The organism is Desulfobotulus mexicanus (assembly GCF_006175995.1).
Taxonomy (GTDB): Bacteria; Desulfobacterota; Desulfobacteria; order Desulfobacterales; family ASO4-4; genus Desulfobotulus; species Desulfobotulus mexicanus.
Window position 1 is genome coordinate 92,472 of the sequence record NZ_VDMB01000007.1, and the last position, 20,102, is coordinate 112,573.

Below are 20,102 nucleotides of genomic sequence, written 5' to 3' on the forward strand. Positions count from 1 at the left end.
AAACTTAAATTTCTGCTGGCCACTAAACTTTTTTAATACTCACAGGCCTTTTGTGAATGATATTATTCTAACCCTCTTTTTGGTATTTCTCCTCAGATCTTTTGACAAGGCAGAGGAACTCGACTATGGGTACAGTGTTTTTTTTAACACTCGGACACGGAGGCCAGTATGGGCATGATCTTAGAAAAACTGAAACATTTTAAAAAAAATCAGGATGTGGTGGAAATCGGAAGGCGGCACTTTTCCGAAAGCCCCATCGTCGGCCAGATCCGTGCCCTTTCCGACACCCTTGTTCAGGTGACGGAATACGACAGCACGGGACGTTACAATGGCATCAGCGTCTTTTACACCGATGACATTACAGACCTCCTCTGGGAAACCAGAGATACCCGGACCGTACTGAAACTGGCCCGCCTGAGAACACCCTTTGAGGTGCCGGAACTGCGGCTCGGTTCCCTCAGGCTTCTCATAGAAGATGTCCAGCAGCGCTTTGGCACTGCGGCTTTTCTCAATGAGATGGCCGGACTCACGGCCATGTGCGGCGAGGTCATAGGCGTGGACAACGAATGGGTCCACATCCTTGAATACGCCCCCCGCAGTGAAGATGGCCGATTCCAGAGCATGACAAGGCTGGATCTCATAACGAGACTCTGTGCGGATACACCTGCCATCCATGATGTAATCCGAATTCACCGGATTCAGACAGGCAGCACAGATGGTCCCCAGACTCCCCCGACACCACCGGCTCCCCCGGCAGAATCCCCCTGATTTCTAAGTCTTTTTCCATAATCCGGCCACCACATCTGTGGTGGCCAGAATATCATCGCTGCACAGAACCTTTGCAGGCAGAAATCTTTCTTCCCTGTAGCCCTTATCATAATATTCTTCCAGAATCTCCCTCAGAAAAGAATCCACATCTCCCTGATCCAGCAAAGCCTGCCACTGCCTCACCCTGTGTCCCCCAACCCGCCTTGTGAGAAAATCCAAAGCATGGCGTACAGCAGCCACATCCCTTCCAGCCCCACCAAAGTATTCGCGTTTTAGCCTTGCTACCCGTGCCTCCATGGAAGCTTCAAGGCGGATGTGGGGGCCTTTTTCCATGGCCCTGAAAAGGGCAGGAGGCACCTGCACAGGACCAATTTTCCGGCTTTCCATTTCCGTAACAAAGGCAGGAAAACTGCCATCTTCCCTCTGGTGTGCCAGCAAAAAGAGATAAAGCCGCATCTCAAAGGCCTGCTGGTCCACAACAGTACTTTTTCCCTTTTCCGCAAAGCGGATGTGCCCGAAAACCGAAGCAGCATGCCCTGCGGCAGCCTCCAGATGCAAAACCGGAATATGGGGAAAATTTGCAGCCAGCAGCTCCAGCACCTGGGATTTGCCACAGCCCGTAGGACCGGAAAGGGGCCAGAGGGTAAAATCCCCGTGATAAAGAAGCTGATACACCTCCCTCCGGAAACCCTTATGCCCTCCTTCAAGGCGCAGGACAGAAAATCCATGCCTTTCCAGAAGACCTGCCACGTAACGGCTCCTGCCGCCTCCCCGCCAGCAGTAAATCACAAGGGGCCTGCCCTGACCGAGCGCCCTTACCTTTTCCACATAAAGGGCTTCCTTTTCCTTTGCCAGATAAAAGGCATAACGCAGTGCCGTCCTGTGATTATGCCTTTTGTACAAAAGCCCCACCTCATGACGCTCCCTGTCATTGAGAATGGGCATGGAAACAGCCACTGGAATGGCATCTTTTTCATATTCGGACTCGGATCGGACATCCAGAACCAGATAATCACCGGCACCGTGGCAGAGATAACGGCGCAGCATTTCTCCAAAGGACTTTCGGGAAATGTCCCTGACCTCCGGTGCAATGAGGTCCTGCCTCAGCTCCGGCAGATCCAGTTTTTGAATACGCCTGCACAGAAGGGCCAGTTCTTCCTGCTGCTCACAGTTTTTTGCCTCGGGCTTCATTTCAGACTCCATGCCGGACCCTGTAATGAAGAAGCATAGAACTTGCCCCCAGAGGCTTTGCATCCACAAACAAAAGATCCATGGGAATATTTTCAGAAAAAAGCCCGGGACCTCCCCCAAAGATAAGGGGAGAGACGGTCACAAAGATTTCATGGATACGCCCTGCCTTCGCAAAAGCCGCATTCAAACGGCTGCCACCAATCAGGGCCGCCTCCCGGTATCCTTCTGCGGCAAGGCCATCCAGAACCGCATCTACGGAATCCGATGTGAATTCAAGACCTTCAGACATATCATGACGGGACTCCGGAAATCGGGTGAAAACCACATTCTTCCTCCCCGGAAGGGGACCACCCATGGCATCAAAGGTTTTTGAACCCATGATAACAAGGCCCATGCGTCGGGTAAGGGCTGAAAAATGTGCCTTGTCAGCAGCCTCCGTCCAGTCCATGGGGTCCAAAGAACTACGGGCTGTCCTGCCATCAAGGGTCTGTGCCATGACAAGGCTTACCCGTATACCTTTTTCAGCTTTCATGCATTGACCGGTACAGGCAGGGGTTTTCCCTGATAATGCTCTTCATAGGCCGCATGGACAGTGTCAAGGGAATGACGGTCAAAAATATAGGCCGCCAGCTCTTCGGCAAGCTCCGGGTTTTCCTGATCATTTTTGATGCGCGTCATGAGCACCATGCGCACCAGCTGCACCCTTGCATCTTTATAGCGGATGGCCTTATCCAGAGAGCGGATATCCTCTTCCTCCATATCCAGCCCCATCCGTTCCGGAAGAACCCCGGCTTCCTCCAGCACGGAAAGCCTTTCCGGTGCAGGAATTTTCCTCAGCCTCCGGCAAAGCCCTTCGGGCAGACAATCAAGGGCCTGATTTACCAATTCTTCTGTAAATACCTTATCCACCACCACAGACCTCCTCTTTGAAATGGACTCTTCTTCCTTAAACATACCTTATTTCCTGTAACACAGATCCGCCCGAATGTAAGTCAGGCAGGTTTTAAGGTCAAGCAGCATAGATAAAGGGCATATTTCTTGCTTTAATTAAGACTGGATGAAACCAGAAAGAAAAGCAGAACTTCACCGTATTTTTCCCGGAGAATCCATCATGCATACTTTAAAAATATCTGCTCTGTGCTTCTGTCTTTTTTTAATATGGGGCTGTACCGAAGAAAAAACAGAATCAGCCAATCCTCAGCCACCCGTCACAACCCGGCCCGAGGCATCAATGACCATGGATTTCAGAGGAGGAAGCCTCAAAGTTACGGACAGGGCCAGCAGCATTTTCGATGCTGGCATCACACTTCCTGTGAATGCCCTTTATTCAGCAGAAACCATAGAAATCCGGCCCACTCCCCTCCCGGCTCCCCTGCCAGCAGGAAAAAAAGCCGCTGGTCCTGCTGTGGCCTTTTCACCTGGCGGCCTTAATTTCAAGGCCCCTGCCGTTCTTACCCTGCCCTACGGGGAAAAAACTGCCGATGGCAGCAGGATACATGATTATCAGGTCCATGCCAGATACTTTAACCCTGATAAGCGCAAATGGGAATCCATGCCCCTGAAGAGCAGAGACATAGAAAATAAAACCATTTCCTTTGAAAGCAGCCATTTCAGTGTTTATATTGCATCTGTTGAAACGCCGGATACGGATTTTCCTGCTTACCCTCAAAAACTGACACAGGGAGAGTATTTTGTACATCCTCCTGAGTTCAGACTTGAAAATGGTGAACACGTCCTGATAGAAAAAGGCCGGATTAACCGCCCCGGCATTCAGGCAGGCACACCCTTTCACCTTTATGTCCGTTTTTATGAAAAAGCACTGCTGGCACTGGTGGACCAGCAGGCATCCGTGAACACAAAGGCAGGCCACAGGGCCGTGTTCACTGAAGACGGGACAGGAGTAATCCTTGATACCTTTCCTGTTTTTGAAAAAATCAGAGCTTCAGGGGATGCAAGACTCTGGCGATGGGAAGCGGTTTTTGTGGCCGAGCTGACCCGGCTTGTCAATTACAAAACCGTAGATGAACAAAACCCCTATGTTCAGCCCTTTCCTGAAAATCAAAGGCTTTACGCACAGATAGAGGCTATAAACGAAAGGGAAATCCTCATATCATGGAATTTTGACCTTCCCATGGAGATGGAATCGGAAATTTATAAACAAAACCCCAGAGACCAGACCCTGTGCATTGCCTTTGAAGCCACCTTTCTGGGATTCCCCGAGGGAGAATAACCATGAAAAAGCAGATACAAATCGGCATTGGCGTTGCAGTTCTTCTTTTGATCATCATAGGCCTTGCTCTTTATAAACCCTATTATGATAAGAAATATCAGTTCTCCGGTTTAGGAGAAATATATGAGGCAAGGCGGGGCAACTGGGAAGCCCAGCAGCAGAGGCGGATGTTCTTTGAACCGGGAAAACAGCCCCCCTTAGAAGAAACAGCCCATCTTCCCAGCTATGAGTTCCGCTTTGCAACCAACCTTGCGGACAGAAGCTTTATGGCCATGGAGCTGACATTCCGCTTCAAAAACAGCAGCGGCATTACTGAAATACGCAGAAAGTCCGACCGCATCCGCCATGCCCTTACCATTGCCCTTTCTCCATATACCCGTGCAGACCTTGAAAATAATGAAGGACGGGTGCTGGCCGTGACGGACACCATCCTGAACCGCTACATTGAATCGGAGATCCAGCACCTTTATCTGACTGACTACAGACTGAGCGGTGGCGGGGGAATGGACTGATTCCCGAAGGAAACAGGCTTTTTTTCATGCAAAAAGCCTTGACGAAACAAGCCCCATCGACATATGTGACTCCTTTACCAAGGGATTTTTCCGGGCAGAGGCGCTGGGTTCAGCACCTTACTTTTTGCCGGAAATTTCCTCGTTTATAAGTAACTTAACAAGTTACTTCAAGACAAGACGCCGCTATGTGCCGTGCGTTGCTATTCAGTCATATAAGATCGGGAGTCGGCATGTCAGAAAAAACAAACCAGCCTTTACGCATATGTATGATCAGTTACCGGAGTAATCCCCACTCCGGCGGACAGGGAGTGTATATAAGAAACCTTGCCAAAGCCCTCTGTGAACTGGGTCATGAAGTGGACGTACTGGCAGGCCCCCCGGACCCCCTGCTCGAAGGGGCAGCACGGCTCATTCCGGTAGAGACTCTGGATCTTTACAATCCCGAAGCCCTTTTCAGAACCCCCCGTCTGGATGAACTGAAAGACCCTGTCAACCTCATGGAATGGCTCGGAACCTCCACCATGGGCTATCCCGAACCCTTCACCTTCGGATTCCGGGCCGTGCGCCATCTGAAAGACCAGCTTCATAAATATGATATCATCCACGACAATCAGAGTCTTTCCTATGGTATAGAAAAGCTCAGCCGGAAAATACCCACCGTGGCCACCATCCACCATCCTATGACGGTGGACCGCAAGCTGGCCATACGCAGTGTGCGTGCTCCATGGAAAAAGTTCAAACACCTGCGCTGGTATTCCTTCATCGGCATGCAAAAAAGGGTGAGCCGCAAGCTAGCAAAAATCATTACGGTGAGTGAATTTTCCAAAAATGACATTGCACGGGAATACGCCATAGATCCTTCCCGCTTTTCCGTTGTACCCAATGGCATTTCAACGGAACTATTCCACCCCATGCCCGCCATCCCCAGAGAACCGGGACGGCTCATTGTCACCAACAGTGCAGACATGCCCCTAAAGGGTCTTTACCACCTGCTTGAAGCCCTGCATCAGGTTTCCCGAACCCATTCCGTAAGACTTACTGTCATCGGCAAGGCTAAAGAAAAGGGCGGTATTGAAAAACTGATCAAAAAACTCGATATCTCACACCTCATCGATTTTACGGGGAGGATTGATCACCATCAGTTTGTAAGGGAATATGCCAAAGCTTCCATAGCCGTTGTACCTTCCCTTTACGAGGGCTTCGGCCTTCCCGTAGGCGAAGCCATGGCCACGGCCACACCGGTGATCTCCACCACGGGCGGTGCCCTTCCGGAAGTGGCAGGCGATGCGGCCCTTCTCGTACCACCGGGAAATTCCAATGCCCTGGCAAAGGCCATATGCGACCTTCTTGGTGATCCTGAAAAAAGAAAACAGCTCGGAGCTGCAGGATATGCCCGGGTTCACGAACAGTTCACATGGAAAAATGCTGCGGAAAAAACCGTAGAAACTTACAGGGAGGTTATCCGTGATCACCGTTGATTTCCGTCGCATGACCATCAGACCCGGCTGGAAAATTCTCGATATAGGCAGCGGCCCCGGCCGCCACACGGCAGCGGCCTACGGCCTTGAAAAGGTTACGGCCATAGGTGCCGACCTCTGCCACAGGGATCTTCTTTCAGCCAGAGAACGCCTTGAGAACCATGACATGATGGGCTGGCACGGTGGCGGCTCATGGGGGCTTAGCACGGCAGATATCACAAGACTTCCGTTCAGAAATCAGGCCTTTGATGCGGTCATCTGTTCTGAGGTCATGGAACATATCCCCAACGACAAAGCCGCAGCAGCGGAGCTGGTCCGGGTGGCAAGGCCGGGGGCCGATGTGGTGGTGAGTGTGCCCCGTTTCTGGCCTGAAAAAATCTGCTGGTGGCTGGCAAAGGATTACAGCCATGCCAATCAGGGCCATGTTAGGATTTATAAAAAAAATGAACTGATCCGTATGCTGGAAGCAGAAGGACTAGAATACAGGGGATGCGGTTACGCCCATGGTCTGCACAGCCCCTTCTGGTGGCTGAAATGCCTGGTGGGCCCCACCAATAATCAACACCCGGCAGTGCGCCTTTATCACCGCTTTCTTGTTTGGGATATCATGGAAAAACCTGCACTTACAAGAATCATGGACCGTATCCTCAACCCTTTCATGGGAAAAAGCCTTGTGCTTTATTTTCGTAAACCATGAGATAAAAAACAACAAGCTGCCTGTAAAACAGATAAAATTAAAAATATGCTCCGGGATGCTTGCATCCCGCAATCCAAATTGTTAGGATAGCATTTGATAATTGCAGGACATTCATTTATGAAAATAATGTCCTGACTTCCGCTCCGGGCGGTATGACAGCATTTAATTTATAAGAAGTATAGTGACATGAAAAGACATCGCATACACCACATTTTCCTATACCTGACCCTTATGATATTCACTATATCAGCAGCGGTACAGGCCATGGCCGGAGACCCCGTTCTTCCCGGAACGGAACCCCCTTCCCTTGCCATGCAGGTGCATATGCGTGAAAAAAATCAGGCCCTGCTGACCCCCCACTGGAGCCATACGGATCAGGCCATGCACCTTACAAATCCCGCTCAGTCCAAAGGAATGGATCTGCGCATGACCATGGACAGGCTGCATTTCAAGTCCTCCATACAGCAGGAGAATACCCGCAGCACCCTTCCCTATGATTCAGAATTCAACGGAAAAGACCCCCACAGTACGGATCTGGACCGCATGGACTGGGCCGCAGGCATCGGTTATCAGTGGGATCTGCTCAACCAGCGCCTTTCCCTGATTCCCATGATGGGCCTTTCCTATCACGGAACCAGCCAAAGTCCCGGGAGTACGGCACCTCCTGTTCCGGACAGTGAAGCCGAAAAAAATGCCCTCTCCGAATGGAACAGCTGGTGGTTCGGTCTGGATCTCCGGGCCCAGCCAAGGCCTGATCTTTCCGTGGAATCTTCTCTGCTTTTCCACAATGCAAGATTTTCAGATAAAAACTCCGAGTGGGGAGAAATAAACGACGCAGACATCAAAAATGAAGGCGAAGGCCGCATATTCCGCCTTGGTGTCCGCCAGCAACTCAGCCCCTCTTGGAGTGCTGGCATCCTCTACAGCTGGCAGCAGTGGATGGCGGAAAAGGGCGAACTGCCAGCAGGCCTTACACCCGATGAAAAAGGACGCTCCGGCATCCCCTTCAACGGCAATCTTCAGGAGCTGAACATCTCTTTAAGCTATGGTTTTTAGTAGAAACAGAAAATGAAGGAAAAGGGGTAAGACCGCTTTTTTGGGTTTTTAAAAAAGCGCTCTGACCCCTTTTTTCTTCGCTCTGACCCCTTTTTTCTTCGCTCTGACCCCTTTTTTCTTCGCTCTGACCCCTTTTTTTGGCTTCGAGAGCCTCAGCCACCGCCACAGATGGCTCTGACCCCTTTTTTCTTTGGCTTCAAGAGCCACCGCTTCATATGCCCCCCCTTTTCTACAGATTCTTAATAATATCCGACATGGACATCCCGTCTTCCTGAATTTCATAGGCATCCTCACCGGCATGATGCAGGCTGGCGGGGATGCTTTTTTTGGCACCTGTATCCCCCGACAGCTCACCCATGGCTGACAAAGCCACCGCTGCCTGACCGGGTAGCTGTTCATGCCCTACAAGGCGGGATGTATAGGCAGGATCCGTCACATCCTCCCGGGATGGCCGAAAAACCCGGAATGGTGGCGTGAGATTGCTCTGTTTTCTCAGAAAATCCCTCTTGTACTGCTCCTGAGTCATCATTCCGCCATCTTTACCCATCTGTATGGCACTTTCTATCTGGGAAAAACGATTCTCCCGAATCAGACCCTTCACTCCGGAACTTCCCTGCAAAAGAGACAGCACAGGCACCCTGAAACCCGCTTCAGGCAGATGTTCCAAATGCTGCACCACCAGCAGGGCAAGAGTGGAAGCCAGCTGGTTACGCACCAGATCCTGAATCTCCGGCTGAAAAGAATTGCAGATGCGGTAAAAGGCATCTTCAGAATGGGTGGCATGGAGGCTCGCTATGACCAGATGACCGGACTCCACGGCATTGAGGGTCAGGCGAATGGTTTCCGGCTCCCTCAGCTCCCCCACCACAATGACATCCGGATCCTGACGCAGCACATCCCTCAGGCCCTGATCAAAGGAGGGCATGTGGGTGCCCAGCTCCCTTTGCTCCACATAGGATTTTGCAGAGGCAAAGCGGTATTCAACGGGATCTTCCAGTGTAATGATATGCTCACTGCGGGTCTGATTGATCTCGTCCACCATGGCGGCAATGGTGGTGGATTTGCCGGAGCCTGTGGAACCGCAGATGAGAATCAGTCCCTTGGGCAGGCGGCAGGCCTGACGGATCAGGGGATGGAGGTTCAGATGATCCAGAGTAGGCGGGCGGCCGGGAAGCATGCGGATGGAAAGGCTTAAGCCCCTGGATGTGGCAAAAACATGAATCCTTACCCGCACGCCTTGCATGGAGCGCGCCAGATCCACGGAAAAACGGGACTGCAGCATGGCCCTTTCACGGTTTGTAAGAAGATCTCCGGCAAGCCCATCCATATCCTTTGGGGAAAGGCGGGTATCCGTCAGAAAACCGATTTTTCCGTCTTTACGGAACACCACGGGATGCCCGCCGGTGAGATGCAGATCGGAGTACCCGGACTGCATGGCGTTTTTAATGAGTGTTTCAAGGTTATTCATCAAACTTTCCCTAAAAGGGGTCAGACCCCTTTTTTAAGACCCCTTTTTATTGCTGGATGGGGGGGAGGAAGCCCGTACCCGCCTTCTGGTCTAGCTGAATGGCAAAGTCATCATAATAAGTGGATGTTCCGGCACTGCTGGAGGTCAGAATGGTAATTGCTTCCTTAAAATCCTTAGGATCAAAATTATCCACAAAGTCGGGGGAAAGTATGGTACTTGTACGGATTATGGTTCCCGCCAGTTCAGCCTCAGCAGGAACCGGAGTAACACCTGACAGGGTATCCCATTTAATCAAAGTAAAAAAATCATTTTCAGGAGATCGATCAGCCCAGTCATCCGGCGGCCAGTTGGCCTTTGACCGGGGATTCCCCAAACGATACGTGTCTGTCTGCTGCGCATTTGCCGTACCGCTTGACTGAGGAGCCGCCGCATACACCATAATCCAGTTTACCTTGGATGCGCCAAGGGTTTCCACGGTAAGATACTTACTGTTAGGATCTCCTTTTCTGATGCTGAGCTTATCCCCAGCGCTGAACGAATCTCCCTCCATACCAGAAACAAGCAGCACACCCTCCGCATCGCCAGCTCCCCAACTCCCGCTTTTCAAGACAGGCATACCGGTGATTCTTGCATTGTTCCCATTCTCTCCCTGCAAAATATCCCCCCGCTTGGGAAAACGATCATCGTGGTTTGTTCCTTCCTCAAATGTAAGCTCCCAACCCTCCATAATACGTACCATGAGGGTGGACCAGTCTTTAAGGCGCAAATCTTTTCCGGATAAGCCGTTGGTCAGTCCCAAAATATTATTATCTGCACCATCAGCCAGTTTTTTTACGGCCAGTACATTGAATTTTTTTCCCTTGCGTTGCCATAGAATCATAGCAGGGTCGGAGTATATATATGTCTCTTGATATTGGTCAAACCAACCATACCTGCTCCCCAAATCCAATCTTGAATCATTTGCACCCACTCCATCTAAACCATTAAAACTTAAAACATTCTTTAATTCTTCTCTAAATTCCGCAGCGATCCCATCATGATAAGTCCAATCACCAGTATCTCTCCACCATGGTGCACCAATCATGATCCCGTCATACCTGTCACGCCGTTGCCTCTGCCTGATAAAAGACACCCCATAGGTTTCAAGATCACTATAAACCCCGTTCTCGTCCGCTTCAACCCCCTTCATCCGAAATCCCATACCCGCCATGAAATAAGGCTGGTCATTTTTTACCTTGATCTGAAGGTCATAACTCAAAGCCCCTTTGTGATCCTGCCAGGATTTAAAAAGATTGGTCCGCAGCTTTACCCAGTTCAGGGCCAGCATGTTCCACAGCCCATCTCCCGTCCATGTCACCTTAAAATCAAACGGCCCGACCTTAAGCGTACCGCTAAAACCCTCTACACCCGTAATTTTCAAAGCTTTGGCACCATCGATATTTACAGTTTTATGCCCGCCATGGGCTGAACCCGCAAACCAGTTTGCCGTATCTCCAAAGGTTTCATGGAAGATTTCTCTTTTGAACTCATCCATGCTTCCACCTGCAATCCAGCCCACAGGGGCATTATACACAACCTCCCTTTGGGAATTGCCGACTATCCCTGCTGAAAATACCCGGACATAAGGTTCAAGAACCAGATAGGTATTATTATTCAGGTCAACGGACCAGTTTTTTTTCTCTTCTCTGGGGTCCACCTGCCGAATCCGCTCCAGAGTGTTAGTTGCACGATTCAATCTTTCATAATTAAAAACAGCAAAGCTGTCTGAAGAATTCCTCAAAACAAAATTACCATTAAAATCGGGGAGAGCCCAGGCATGATCTGAATCCAGCAACAGACTTTCACCTTTCGATAATTTTCCCGCAGATTTGATATCACTTGCAAGGCGGATATCATCTCCTTTTTTTACTGTGACAGGATTTTCAATTGTGAAAACCAAATTTTTCCCTGATGCGGCCTTAACAGTAAAAGGATGACCCTGATTACCCAGTTCAACCCACCCTTTTTCATCATCCTGAAAAACCGAAGGAATTCGGCCATGCACATCAAGGGAAATATCAGTATCATTAGTAAAATCATCTTTTGCTTTAAACCAGTAGGTTTCAAAGGCCAGTTGAAAACTGCCTTCTTTCATGGTGTAGGTCTTACCATGCATATTACTTATGGCCTCAAGCCTCTTGTCTTCATCACCGGCTTTCAAAAAAGAACTGGCTGCAAAGCGGAAGCCCGATTCCGCCAGAAAAAAAGCCTTTCGGCCCTGATCCTGAACCACCTGACCCATGGTAGAACTTGTAAACATTGGGACAATGGCTGCCGTCAAGGCGGCTATTACAACAATGGTAACAACCAGCCCTAAAAGAAGACTCCCTTTTTCATTCATGCGGGTACCCCCTTTATTACTTTTGAACCACACCCACCACCCCGTTATTGCCATAAAGATAATGCAAAGCCAGAGCCATTCTTTTAACTGCATGTCTCCATTATCTACTATCAGGCTATCAATCATGCAAAATTTATAATTAAAATCAGGAATCTGTGGATTAGCCCCAGGAGTGCCTTCCGGATTCTCAGTTTCAAATTCAATTATTTTATTATTTCTTGGAGCAGCCTGAGAAACAAAAGGCATGGTAGTTCCATCGGATCGCTGTATTATCATGCTGATTTCCACAAGAGTCAGCTTTGAGACATCATTCTTATCCCAAGCTGACGATCCTGAGTAATATTGAAAATTCAAGGCACTTATATTTTCGGCAAGTACATCACCATCAGTAAAATCATTACTATTTGAAAAAAGAATTCGATTATCATCAAAACCAAAACTTCTCAGACCATCACGGCTTCGCAAAGCAATACTGTCATCTTCTGCCTTTTCAATATCCAGCAGCTCAATTATTTCCCTGTTCATACGGTTCAAAGCCAGTTGTGCCTTCTGCGTTATCTCCGTGTTTTCACGCGTAAACATATAACCTTCAACCACACGGACCAGTCCAAATCCTGCCACAGAAGCCAGCACACCGAGAATCACAAGGGTAGCAACGACCTTCATAACGACCTTCATTACGACCCAGCACCATACCTTCATTCATCAATCTTTCCGCTGTAGTCATGGCAAGCTCCTTTCCTTTCAGGCTTACACGACCTATCGTCTCAGCCACATATTCAGGCTGAAGATCTGTGGCTTTGAAAATGTACTCTGAATCCGGGATGAAGGGCTTGATCATGGAGGGCAGGTCTTTAAAACAGTCACTGAGAAGACCGGGCTGCCATTTTCTTTCTCCATGATAGATCACGATGGAAATAATGGGGTTTTTTTCTATCTCCTGCTTGCGGCATCGTTCCCACTGACTTGCCATATACAGAAGGATTTTAAAGAGCATATCATGATCCACATAGCTTTTATGCTCAAAAAGCAGGGCTATACGGATCAGCTTACCTTTGAACTGGCAGATATAAAGCAGGTCAGAAAAAGGGGAAGACCTTCCTGAAAGTGGTTCTCTAAAAGGGGGCACCCGTTTTACACCTTATGATAATTTTTTTCTAATCCATGCAGGGTGACGACGGCAATCCAACACCGCATGGACAGATACCTTTTCATTTTCAAGCAGGTAATAAATGGCAAATGGGAATCTCTTTGAAAGTAATCTGCGATAATCCTTAAAAAAAGGCGCATATATCCCGGCAAAAAACTGAAGGGAATCTATATCAGAAAAAATTACATCCAAAAAATAAGTGCCGAGCCCATCTGCCTGCCTCTCATAGAAATGATAAGCCTCCATCATGTCTTTGCGAGCAGAATGAAGAATCCGGACTTTCATGACAATTCTTCTCTTATGGATTTTTTTGCCTCTTCCCAATCCATGTACGCATCTTCTCCCCTTTCAAGTAGCCCCTCCCTTTCTTCAAGGACACCTCTGTGCCATTGGGGGGATGGCAGTATATCTCCATCCCGGCAAAGATCATCCCACAGCAGCTCCATGGCCAGAATTTTCTCTTCAACGCTCATGTTTTTTAAAGACTGAACCAGCCCCATTGGTGCCCCCTTTTCTAATCTACTAATCTAGTTAAAAGGGTCTGACCCCTTTTAACTATCAATAATGATAACGACATGAGATTATTGTTATTACATCATCTTCAACGGCATAAACCAGTCTGTTTGTATCATCAATACGACGGGACCAGAAGCCAGCCAGATTTTCCTTTAATGGCTCGGGTTTACCTATGCCTTCAAAGGGAGAACGCTTGACATCATTGATAAGTTTATTAATACGCTGAAGCATTTTCTTGTCCTGTGTCTGCCAATACAGATAAGAAACCCATGATTCATCTGTCCATGCCAGCAAACGATTACCCATCAATCAAATCTCTTTGGATTACTTTACCCGCTTTATACTGTGCTATGGAACGATTCAAATGCTCTGCATTAGCCGGAGATCGGAGCAAATGCACTGTTTCCATTAAACTATTGTAATAATTCAATGACATAACTACTGCATCTTCAGCATCCCGACGAGTGATAATTGTTGTATCAGCATCATTAACAACTGCGTCCAGTACCGCTTTCAAGCTGTTCCTGGCTTCTGTAAAAGATACAATCCTCATGAAATCTCCCTATGGATTAAAAAGGATCCCTTCTTTCTGATCCTGTACATTATGCTGTACATAAAATCTTAAAATGTCAAGCAAACTAAAAGGGGTAACTTAAGCCACTGTCTCTACTTCAAAATTTTCAATGTTTCTGTCTTTTTTAGAAAACTCTACAGCCACAAGATAAATTTCCTTACCGGAACCCTGATATTTTTCATGGTATTTTCTATCTTTAAGCTGGGCCATGGCACTGCCCTCCCCTGCATTTTCAAGCACCTTGAACTCAAAAATACAGCAGATATCATCATAAAAGAGGCTTAAATCCATACGACCATGGTTGGTAGCATCTTCCGCGCGGATCTCAAATCCGCAGGCGGCAAAGTAGCAGTAAAAGATGCTGGCATAATAGCCCTCGTATCCCGAAAGCTGATTTTTTCTGTACCAGTCGTGGGGGATGGAAGCAAAAAAGCGGTGGAAAATATCCCTTAAATCATTGAAGGATTTTTCCTGTATAGCCCTTATCAGGGAGGTTTCATTGGCGCTTTTGGCCACCACATCATCCACCAGCTCGTTTAAGATCCAGCGGTTCAGGCTGCTCTTCACTTCCATATTCGGGTAGGCAAGCTGGTAGCTTCTGCGGCCCACCATCTTTTCGTCCATCCGTTCTATGGTGAGATAGCCGGTTTGAAAAAGCAGGGTTTCCACACGGATGCGATCCACATCAAAACTGTCGATCAGCTCTTCACCAAGGTAAAGCTGCTCAATGGAAGGAATACTGTAATGCCCTTCCATGAGAAGTGTGATAAGAAAACGGGGTGTTCCCGTTTCAAACCAGAAGGATCGGAACTGTCTTTCACTGAAATAAAGAAGGATATCAAAGGGGTTATAGACCCTTTCCCCAAGCCATGAATACCCGTTGTACCACTGCCGTATTCTGTCCTTGTCAAGGCCTTCCAGCTGATCCGCAAACACCATGTCAAGCTCGCTCTGGGTATAACCGCAGAGGGTGGCATAAGCCGGATTCATGGTAATATCCTGAAGATTGTTCAGACCACTGAAAAGCGAAACCTTGGAGAACTTACTCACCCCTGTAATAAAAACAAATTTCAGATGAACATCCGCATCTTTTAATACGGAATAAAGATTTTTCAGCTTTTCTCTGATTTCTATGGCAAGGCTTTTATTGGCAATATTATCCAGAATGGGCTTGTCGTATTCATCGATGAGGACTACAACCTTGCTCTCAAACTTTTCATGGAGCCTTTCGATCAGTTCAAAAAACTTTCCCTTGATGGTAGGAGAATCTAACTGTTCAATCCCATAAAATCTGCAATTGCGGTCAAGTATTTCCATTTGGGTCAATCCAAGTTCTTCCAGAGACTCCATGACACCGCTGCCAAAGCTGATATGAATCACAGGGTATGAAGTGTTCCAGTCCCAGTTATCTTCAAGATATAAACCCTGAAAATACTGCTTTTTACCTGAAAAAGCCTGGCGCATGGTATCCACAAAAAGGCTTTTACCAAAGCGTCTGGGTCTTGAAAGAAAATAGTATTTTCCCGAATCCATAAGTATTTTAACAAAGCTGGTCTTATCGACGTAATAGTGGGGCTCCGAGCGCATGGCCTCAAAACTCTGAATACCAATGGGTAGTTTTTTCATGGGAATCCCCTCCTTTTTTGTTCTCTCATCTAAAAGGGATCACCCCTTTTATCGCCTTTTCCACGCTGGCAGATGTTAATTGACTGGTATGGCACTCGGTGCTATCTTTCTGTAATGAAAAATTTAATGATAAAACATTTTTCAAAATGGGCTTCCAAGCAAAATCTCCCAAAAATTGAACTGTTCAAAGCCTTAGTTGAAATTACCGAAGGAAATTTTGATGCAACCCTTGGTTCGAACCTTTATAAAAAACGAATTCGTTTTTCAGGGCAAGGCAAGACTGGCAGTGGACGGACAATAATCTGCTACAAAAAAGAGGACAGAGCAATTTTTATTTATGGTTTTTCAAAGAATGAAAAATCAAATCTGTCCAAAAAAGAATTTTATGCTTTCAAGGAATTATCAAAAATTTTATTAAATTTGTCTTTGAAGGAATTAAAAACCGCCATTGACAATGGTGACCTTATAGAGGTGAAATTATGAGAAAAACCATCGCAGATTCAATAACAGATACAATTAAGGATTTAAACAAAAGTGGATTGGTTGATGATATTACCATGAAAAATATCGAAAATCTCTGCCTTCCTGCCGTTCAGGAATATACCCCTGAAAAAATTATTTCCATACGGAAAAAAAACAGAATAAGCCAGGCAGCTCTTGCGAGTATTTTCAATATAAGTCCTTCCACTGTCCAAAAATGGGAACGGGGCAATAAAAAACCAACCGGAGCTTCAAAGAAATTATTAGACATAATTGAGCGAAAAGGCATTGAAGCACTGATCTAACGAAACTAAAAAAGGACAAAAGAATCTGAATCCTTTTTCTCAGGAGCGCTCCATGACCCAAAAAAAGTGGCAGGCCCCCTTGGACAAAATTGATGCAGACATCAATATCCTTGTGGTCGATGACGAACAGATTATGCGTCAGATCATTGGCAACATTCTAAAATTCCTTGGCCTGACAAAGGTAAGCTATGCCAGCGATGGCGGCGCAGCCTGGCTGAGACTTCAGATGAAACCCGCCATTGACCTGATTCTGCTGGACTGGAATATGCCCAAAATGAACGGCCCCGAACTGCTTGGTATGATTCGTAAAAGCGAAGACTTCAAAAACATCCCCGTACTGATGATAACGGCAGAAGGCACCCGTGAGCATATCCTTAAAGCCATGGAGATTGGGGCAACAAACTATGTGGTCAAGCCCTTTACACCTATTGTCATTGAGAAGAAAATCAGGCGGATTTTAAAGGAGAAAGAAGAATCCCTCTAAAAATCCTCCCCCTTTTTCCTACATGACACAGTTTTTACCTGAACTCTTGGCCCGGTACAGGGCCGCATCCGCACTTTCCAGCAGATCCTGTTCATCACCAGTTTCATCGGGTATGGCCGTGGCAACACCAATGCTCATGCTCAGATACCCTGCCACACCGGAAAAGGCATGGGGGATGGCCAGCCCTTCTAATGAACTGCGGATTTTTTCGGCAATGATACGGGCTTCATCATCACCGGTATGGGGCAGCAGCATCACAAATTCCTCACCGCCAAAACGGGCGGAAAGATCAAAGGGTCTCCGGCTGTAAGCTTTGAGGATACGGGCAATGGACTTCAGACACTCATCCCCTGCCGGGTGTCCGTAATTATCATTATACGCTTTGAAATTATCCACATCCATAAAGAGAATTGCCAGGGGATCACCGGATCGCTCTGCCCTGCGCCAGTAAAGCTTCAGGCTTTCATCAAAATGGCGACGGTTGGCAAGCCCCGTAAGGGGATCGGAAAGGGAAAGTTCAGTAAGATGCCGGTTAAGATGCTGCAGGCGCAGAGCATCGTTTTTTTTCATCTGGTTTCCCAGAAAATCCCGCCTCTGCCGGTATTCTATCTGATAACACCCCACAAGACAGAGCAGAATGATGGTACCCATAACCAGAAAGCTGTTTAATTTGGCAGGCAGGGGCATGGCAGGCATAAAAGGAAGGGCTGTGGTATAAAGAATGAGAATTAAAAGACAGACCCCCAGTGCCAGGCGGAAACGTATGGAAATGGCAATAAAAATTACAAAAATAAAAAGCCCTGTGTGGTAATGGGCCGCCATGGGAGATCTGCTGATGAGCAAAAGAATAAGTATGCTGCATACTCCCGACATCAGAGCCACAAGCATCAGGACATCCACATGCTTCTGCACACTGGAACTGGCAATGGCAATTAGTATGGGGATGGAAATAAGGGCCACTAAAAAACGAAGAATCCATGCGGTCTGATACACATCCGGAACCATGAAATAATCCGCAACGGCATAGATGATAAAAAACAGCAATGCCACTGACCCCATGGGAGGAAAAAGCAGTTTCTGCCTTTTAAGCTCCTTCTGCCGGTATTTTTTTTCAAGAATGCCGGGAAAACAAAGCCAGGTAAACCCCTTTTCCATGGTGGATACCAGAGCCTGTTCCATCTCCTCAAGTAAAGGATCTGAGGCCCCTGCCAGTTTATCTCCCTGATCTTCCGTTATCATAATACCTGCCTGTGCATAAAAGGCCCGCCCCTTTTAAATTTTTCTGTAAAAAGAGATCATCCTTTTTCCTTTATAATTATGAAAGCATAGCAGAAAAACAGGCAATCGGGAAAGGGTGAAGAAATACAGGGAATAAAAAACCCCCACCTGTAAAAAGTGGAGGTTTGAAATCAAAGGGGCTTAAACTCAGTCTCTACGGAAACTGGAATAAATTCCTGCATAACGCTTGCGAAGAACGGGTTTTTCGATTTTACCCGTGGGATTTCTAGGCACCTCTGCAAAATGAACAATGCGGGGCCTGCGGTAACGGGGCATACCAAGGCAGTAGGAGTTCACCTCATCTTCCGTCATCTCCATACCGGGTTTAATCTGTATGACGGCAGTGACCAGTTCACCAAGACGATCATCGGGCGTGCCGATAATGGCCACATCCTGAATTTTCTCATGGCGGATTAAGTAATTTTCCACCTCCACAGGATAGACATTCTCTCCTCCGGTAATGACCAGATCCTTCTTACGATCCAGAAGCCAGTAAAAACCGTCCTTATCCTGCCTTGCAATGTCTCCGGTGCAGAGCCATCCGTTTTTGAGACTTTTTCCCGTTTCCTTGGGATTGCCGTAATATTCACGCATCACGCCAGCCCCCCGGACAATCAGCTCACCCGGCTCACCAAAGGGAACTTCCTGCATTTTCCTGTCCACGATGCGGCACTCCCAGCCCCATCCCGGCTGTCCTATGGCCCCAACCTTATGGATATTTTCCATGCCAAGGTGCACACATCCCGGCCCTGTGGCTTCGGTGAGTCCGTAATTGGTGTCATACTGATGATGGGGGAAAATTTTCTTCCACCGATTCACCAGACTGGGCGGAACGGGCTGGGCACCTATGTGCATGAGCCGCCAGTTTGAAAGATCATAATCTTCCAGATTAACCTCGCCGGATTCGATGGCATGGAGAATATCATGGGCCCATGGAACCAGCAACCAGACAATACTGGCCTTTTCTTCGGAAACAGCCTGCAGAATCCACTGTGGAGACACTCCCTTGAGAAGAACAGTGGCTGCCCCCACCTTGAAATTGCCAAACCAGTGCATCTTGGCCCCCGTATGGTAAAGGGGAGGAATGCAAAGAAAGATATCTTCCGGCTGCTGCAGATGGTGGCGATGCTCCACCTCACAGGCAAAGGCCAGATTACCGTGGGTGATCAGAACACCCTTGGGATCACCAGTGGTGCCGGAAGTAAAGTAGAGAGCTGCCTCATCATCTGGCTCTAAGGGTACAGGGGGGAGCGCTCTGGCCTTTTCACGGTCGCCTTCGGCCAGAAGGTCCGCCATGGGCATGGCAAAACGGGGACGCTGATCTTCAGGGCCAGCAAAGACATAAAGTTCCACCACCGCATCGAGACCGGGCTTTACCGCCCGTACCCTGTCCACAAAGTCCGGCCCGAAGATGAGAACTTTGGCTTCCGCAAGTACGCTGCAACGGAGAATTTTATCCGCCAGAAAACGGAAATTCAAAGGCACCGCCCAACAGCCTGAGTCCAGAATGCCCATATAATAGGGCAGCCATTCCAGGCAGTTGGTCATAAGATGTACCACTTTCTCCCCCCTGGAATAGCCCCGCATACGCAAAGCCCGGGAAAGCCTGAGGCTCTCTTCATAAAATTCAGACCAGGTGATGCTGCTGCGGGTTCCGGTTTCCGGTGCCCGTTCCACAAGGGAAACGGCATCCGGAAAATTCCGGGCGTTCTGTGCTAGAATTTCCGTAATTAACTGCATGATTCTGTCTCTTTTCCTTCCTTTAAAAAAACACGTTGCCCTTTCGGGTAAGGAGGGCAGAATAATCCGCTGTCTTTTTAAGATCAACCATAAAAGCATTTTCTCCCATGAAAATAAAAAGGGACCGACCCCTTTTACGGGTCAGCCCCTTTTTTCAGACAGCTTTATA

At 47.9% G+C, this 20,102-nt stretch carries 22 protein-coding genes; 9 read left to right on the plus strand and 13 right to left on the minus strand.

Annotated elements, in window-relative coordinates:
* Positions 1-168 precede the first annotated feature (168 nt).
* A complete protein-coding gene (locus FIM25_RS07410; RefSeq protein ID WP_139447835.1) occupies positions 169-768 on the plus strand; it encodes a hypothetical protein in 600 nt (199 codons plus the stop codon).
* A 3-nt stretch (positions 769-771) separates the two neighbouring features.
* Here the strand turns inward: FIM25_RS07410 and mnmH are convergent, their stop codons facing one another.
* Genes mnmH through FIM25_RS07425 form a run of 3 tightly spaced genes read right to left on the minus strand, consistent with a single transcriptional unit; the run spans position 772 to position 2,913 of the window.
* A complete protein-coding gene (gene mnmH / locus FIM25_RS07415) occupies positions 772-1,971 on the minus strand; it encodes a tRNA 2-selenouridine(34) synthase MnmH (RefSeq protein ID WP_179953237.1) in 1,200 nt (399 codons plus the stop codon).
* A complete protein-coding gene (locus tag FIM25_RS07420) occupies positions 1,961-2,491 on the minus strand; it encodes a dihydrofolate reductase family protein (protein ID WP_139447839.1) in 531 nt (176 codons plus the stop codon). Before FIM25_RS07420 ends, mnmH begins: the two co-directional genes overlap by 11 nt.
* Positions 2,488-2,913: a hypothetical protein gene (locus FIM25_RS07425; RefSeq protein ID WP_139447841.1), complete on the minus strand. Its 426-nt coding sequence runs from the start codon at positions 2,911-2,913 to the stop codon at positions 2,488-2,490. Before FIM25_RS07425 ends, FIM25_RS07420 begins: the two co-directional genes overlap by 4 nt.
* A gap of 157 nt (positions 2,914-3,070) precedes the next feature.
* Here FIM25_RS07425 and FIM25_RS07430 point away from each other — a divergent pair, with 157 nt between their 5' ends.
* The 5 genes from FIM25_RS07430 to FIM25_RS07450 all read left to right on the plus strand — a co-directional run bounded on the left by FIM25_RS07430 (position 3,071) and on the right by FIM25_RS07450 (position 7,932).
* Positions 3,071-4,189: a hypothetical protein gene (locus FIM25_RS07430; RefSeq protein ID WP_179953238.1), complete on the plus strand. Its 1,119-nt coding sequence runs from the start codon at positions 3,071-3,073 to the stop codon at positions 4,187-4,189.
* 2 nt (positions 4,190-4,191) lie between these two features.
* Positions 4,192-4,701, plus strand: a complete 510-nt coding sequence (locus FIM25_RS07435; RefSeq protein ID WP_139447845.1) for a flagellar basal body-associated FliL family protein — start codon at positions 4,192-4,194, stop codon at positions 4,699-4,701.
* Positions 4,702-4,931: 230 nt separating this feature from the next.
* Positions 4,932-6,179: a glycosyltransferase family 4 protein gene (locus FIM25_RS07440; RefSeq protein ID WP_139447847.1), complete on the plus strand. Its 1,248-nt coding sequence runs from the start codon at positions 4,932-4,934 to the stop codon at positions 6,177-6,179.
* Positions 6,166-6,876 carry a class I SAM-dependent methyltransferase gene (locus FIM25_RS07445; RefSeq protein WP_139447849.1) on the plus strand — a complete coding sequence of 237 codons (711 nt, stop codon included), beginning with the start codon at positions 6,166-6,168 and terminating at the stop codon, positions 6,874-6,876. Before FIM25_RS07440 ends, FIM25_RS07445 begins: the two co-directional genes overlap by 14 nt.
* Positions 6,877-7,062: 186 nt before the next feature.
* Positions 7,063-7,932: a hypothetical protein gene (locus FIM25_RS07450; protein ID WP_179953239.1), complete on the plus strand. Its 870-nt coding sequence runs from the start codon at positions 7,063-7,065 to the stop codon at positions 7,930-7,932.
* Positions 7,933-8,161: 229 nt separating this feature from the next.
* On the opposite strand, the gene FIM25_RS07455 is transcribed toward FIM25_RS07450, so the two are convergent.
* From FIM25_RS07455 to FIM25_RS07490, 8 genes are all read right to left on the minus strand, one after another.
* On the minus strand, positions 8,162-9,400 hold the full coding sequence (locus FIM25_RS07455) for a type IV pilus twitching motility protein PilT (RefSeq protein WP_139447853.1): 1,239 nt from the start codon (positions 9,398-9,400) through the stop codon (positions 8,162-8,164).
* Positions 9,401-9,446: 46 nt separating this feature from the next.
* On the minus strand, positions 9,447-12,446 hold the full coding sequence (locus tag FIM25_RS07460; RefSeq protein ID WP_139447855.1) for a hypothetical protein: 3,000 nt from the start codon (positions 12,444-12,446) through the stop codon (positions 9,447-9,449).
* Positions 12,370-12,909 carry an Rpn family recombination-promoting nuclease/putative transposase gene (locus tag FIM25_RS07465; RefSeq protein WP_139447857.1) on the minus strand — a complete coding sequence of 180 codons (540 nt, stop codon included), beginning with the start codon at positions 12,907-12,909 and terminating at the stop codon, positions 12,370-12,372. Before FIM25_RS07465 ends, FIM25_RS07460 begins: the two co-directional genes overlap by 77 nt.
* A 12-nt stretch (positions 12,910-12,921) precedes the next feature.
* Positions 12,922-13,215, minus strand: a complete 294-nt coding sequence (locus FIM25_RS07470) for a type II toxin-antitoxin system RelE/ParE family toxin (RefSeq protein ID WP_139447859.1) — start codon at positions 13,213-13,215, stop codon at positions 12,922-12,924.
* The gene (locus FIM25_RS07475; protein WP_139447861.1) at positions 13,212-13,430 is read right to left on the minus strand and encodes an addiction module protein; all 219 of its coding nucleotides are present in this window, start codon (positions 13,428-13,430) and stop codon (positions 13,212-13,214) included. Before FIM25_RS07475 ends, FIM25_RS07470 begins: the two co-directional genes overlap by 4 nt.
* Before the next feature lie 58 nt (positions 13,431-13,488).
* Positions 13,489-13,752 (minus strand): Txe/YoeB family addiction module toxin, encoded by a 264-nt coding sequence (locus FIM25_RS07480; RefSeq protein WP_139447863.1) that lies wholly within the window; start codon positions 13,750-13,752, stop codon positions 13,489-13,491.
* Positions 13,745-13,999: a type II toxin-antitoxin system Phd/YefM family antitoxin gene (locus FIM25_RS07485; protein WP_139447865.1), complete on the minus strand. Its 255-nt coding sequence runs from the start codon at positions 13,997-13,999 to the stop codon at positions 13,745-13,747. Before FIM25_RS07485 ends, FIM25_RS07480 begins: the two co-directional genes overlap by 8 nt.
* A gap of 99 nt (positions 14,000-14,098) precedes the next feature.
* The gene (locus FIM25_RS07490) at positions 14,099-15,646 is read right to left on the minus strand and encodes an ATP-binding protein (RefSeq protein WP_139447867.1); all 1,548 of its coding nucleotides are present in this window, start codon (positions 15,644-15,646) and stop codon (positions 14,099-14,101) included.
* Positions 15,647-15,772: 126 nt separating this feature from the next.
* Here FIM25_RS07490 and FIM25_RS07495 point away from each other — a divergent pair, with 126 nt between their 5' ends.
* Genes FIM25_RS07495 through FIM25_RS07505 form a run of 3 tightly spaced genes read left to right on the plus strand, consistent with a single transcriptional unit; the run spans position 15,773 to position 16,915 of the window.
* Positions 15,773-16,129, plus strand: coding sequence for a type II toxin-antitoxin system RelE/ParE family toxin (locus tag FIM25_RS07495; RefSeq protein ID WP_139447869.1), 357 nt, complete (start codon positions 15,773-15,775; stop codon positions 16,127-16,129).
* Positions 16,126-16,431: a helix-turn-helix domain-containing protein gene (locus FIM25_RS07500; protein ID WP_139447871.1), complete on the plus strand. Its 306-nt coding sequence runs from the start codon at positions 16,126-16,128 to the stop codon at positions 16,429-16,431. The genes FIM25_RS07495 and FIM25_RS07500 overlap by 4 nt, the downstream gene beginning before the upstream one ends.
* A 52-nt stretch (positions 16,432-16,483) precedes the next feature.
* Entirely contained in the window at positions 16,484-16,915 is a 432-nt protein-coding gene (locus FIM25_RS07505; RefSeq protein ID WP_218961331.1) for a response regulator, read from the plus strand.
* 18 nt (positions 16,916-16,933) lie between these two features.
* On the opposite strand, the gene FIM25_RS07510 is transcribed toward FIM25_RS07505, so the two are convergent.
* Both FIM25_RS07510 and FIM25_RS07515 read right to left on the minus strand, forming a co-directional pair.
* On the minus strand, positions 16,934-18,154 hold the full coding sequence (locus tag FIM25_RS07510; protein ID WP_139447873.1) for a GGDEF domain-containing protein: 1,221 nt from the start codon (positions 18,152-18,154) through the stop codon (positions 16,934-16,936).
* A 186-nt stretch (positions 18,155-18,340) separates the two neighbouring features.
* Positions 18,341-19,933, minus strand: coding sequence for a class I adenylate-forming enzyme family protein (locus tag FIM25_RS07515; RefSeq protein ID WP_139447875.1), 1,593 nt, complete (start codon positions 19,931-19,933; stop codon positions 18,341-18,343).
* Positions 19,934-20,102 lie beyond the last annotated feature (169 nt).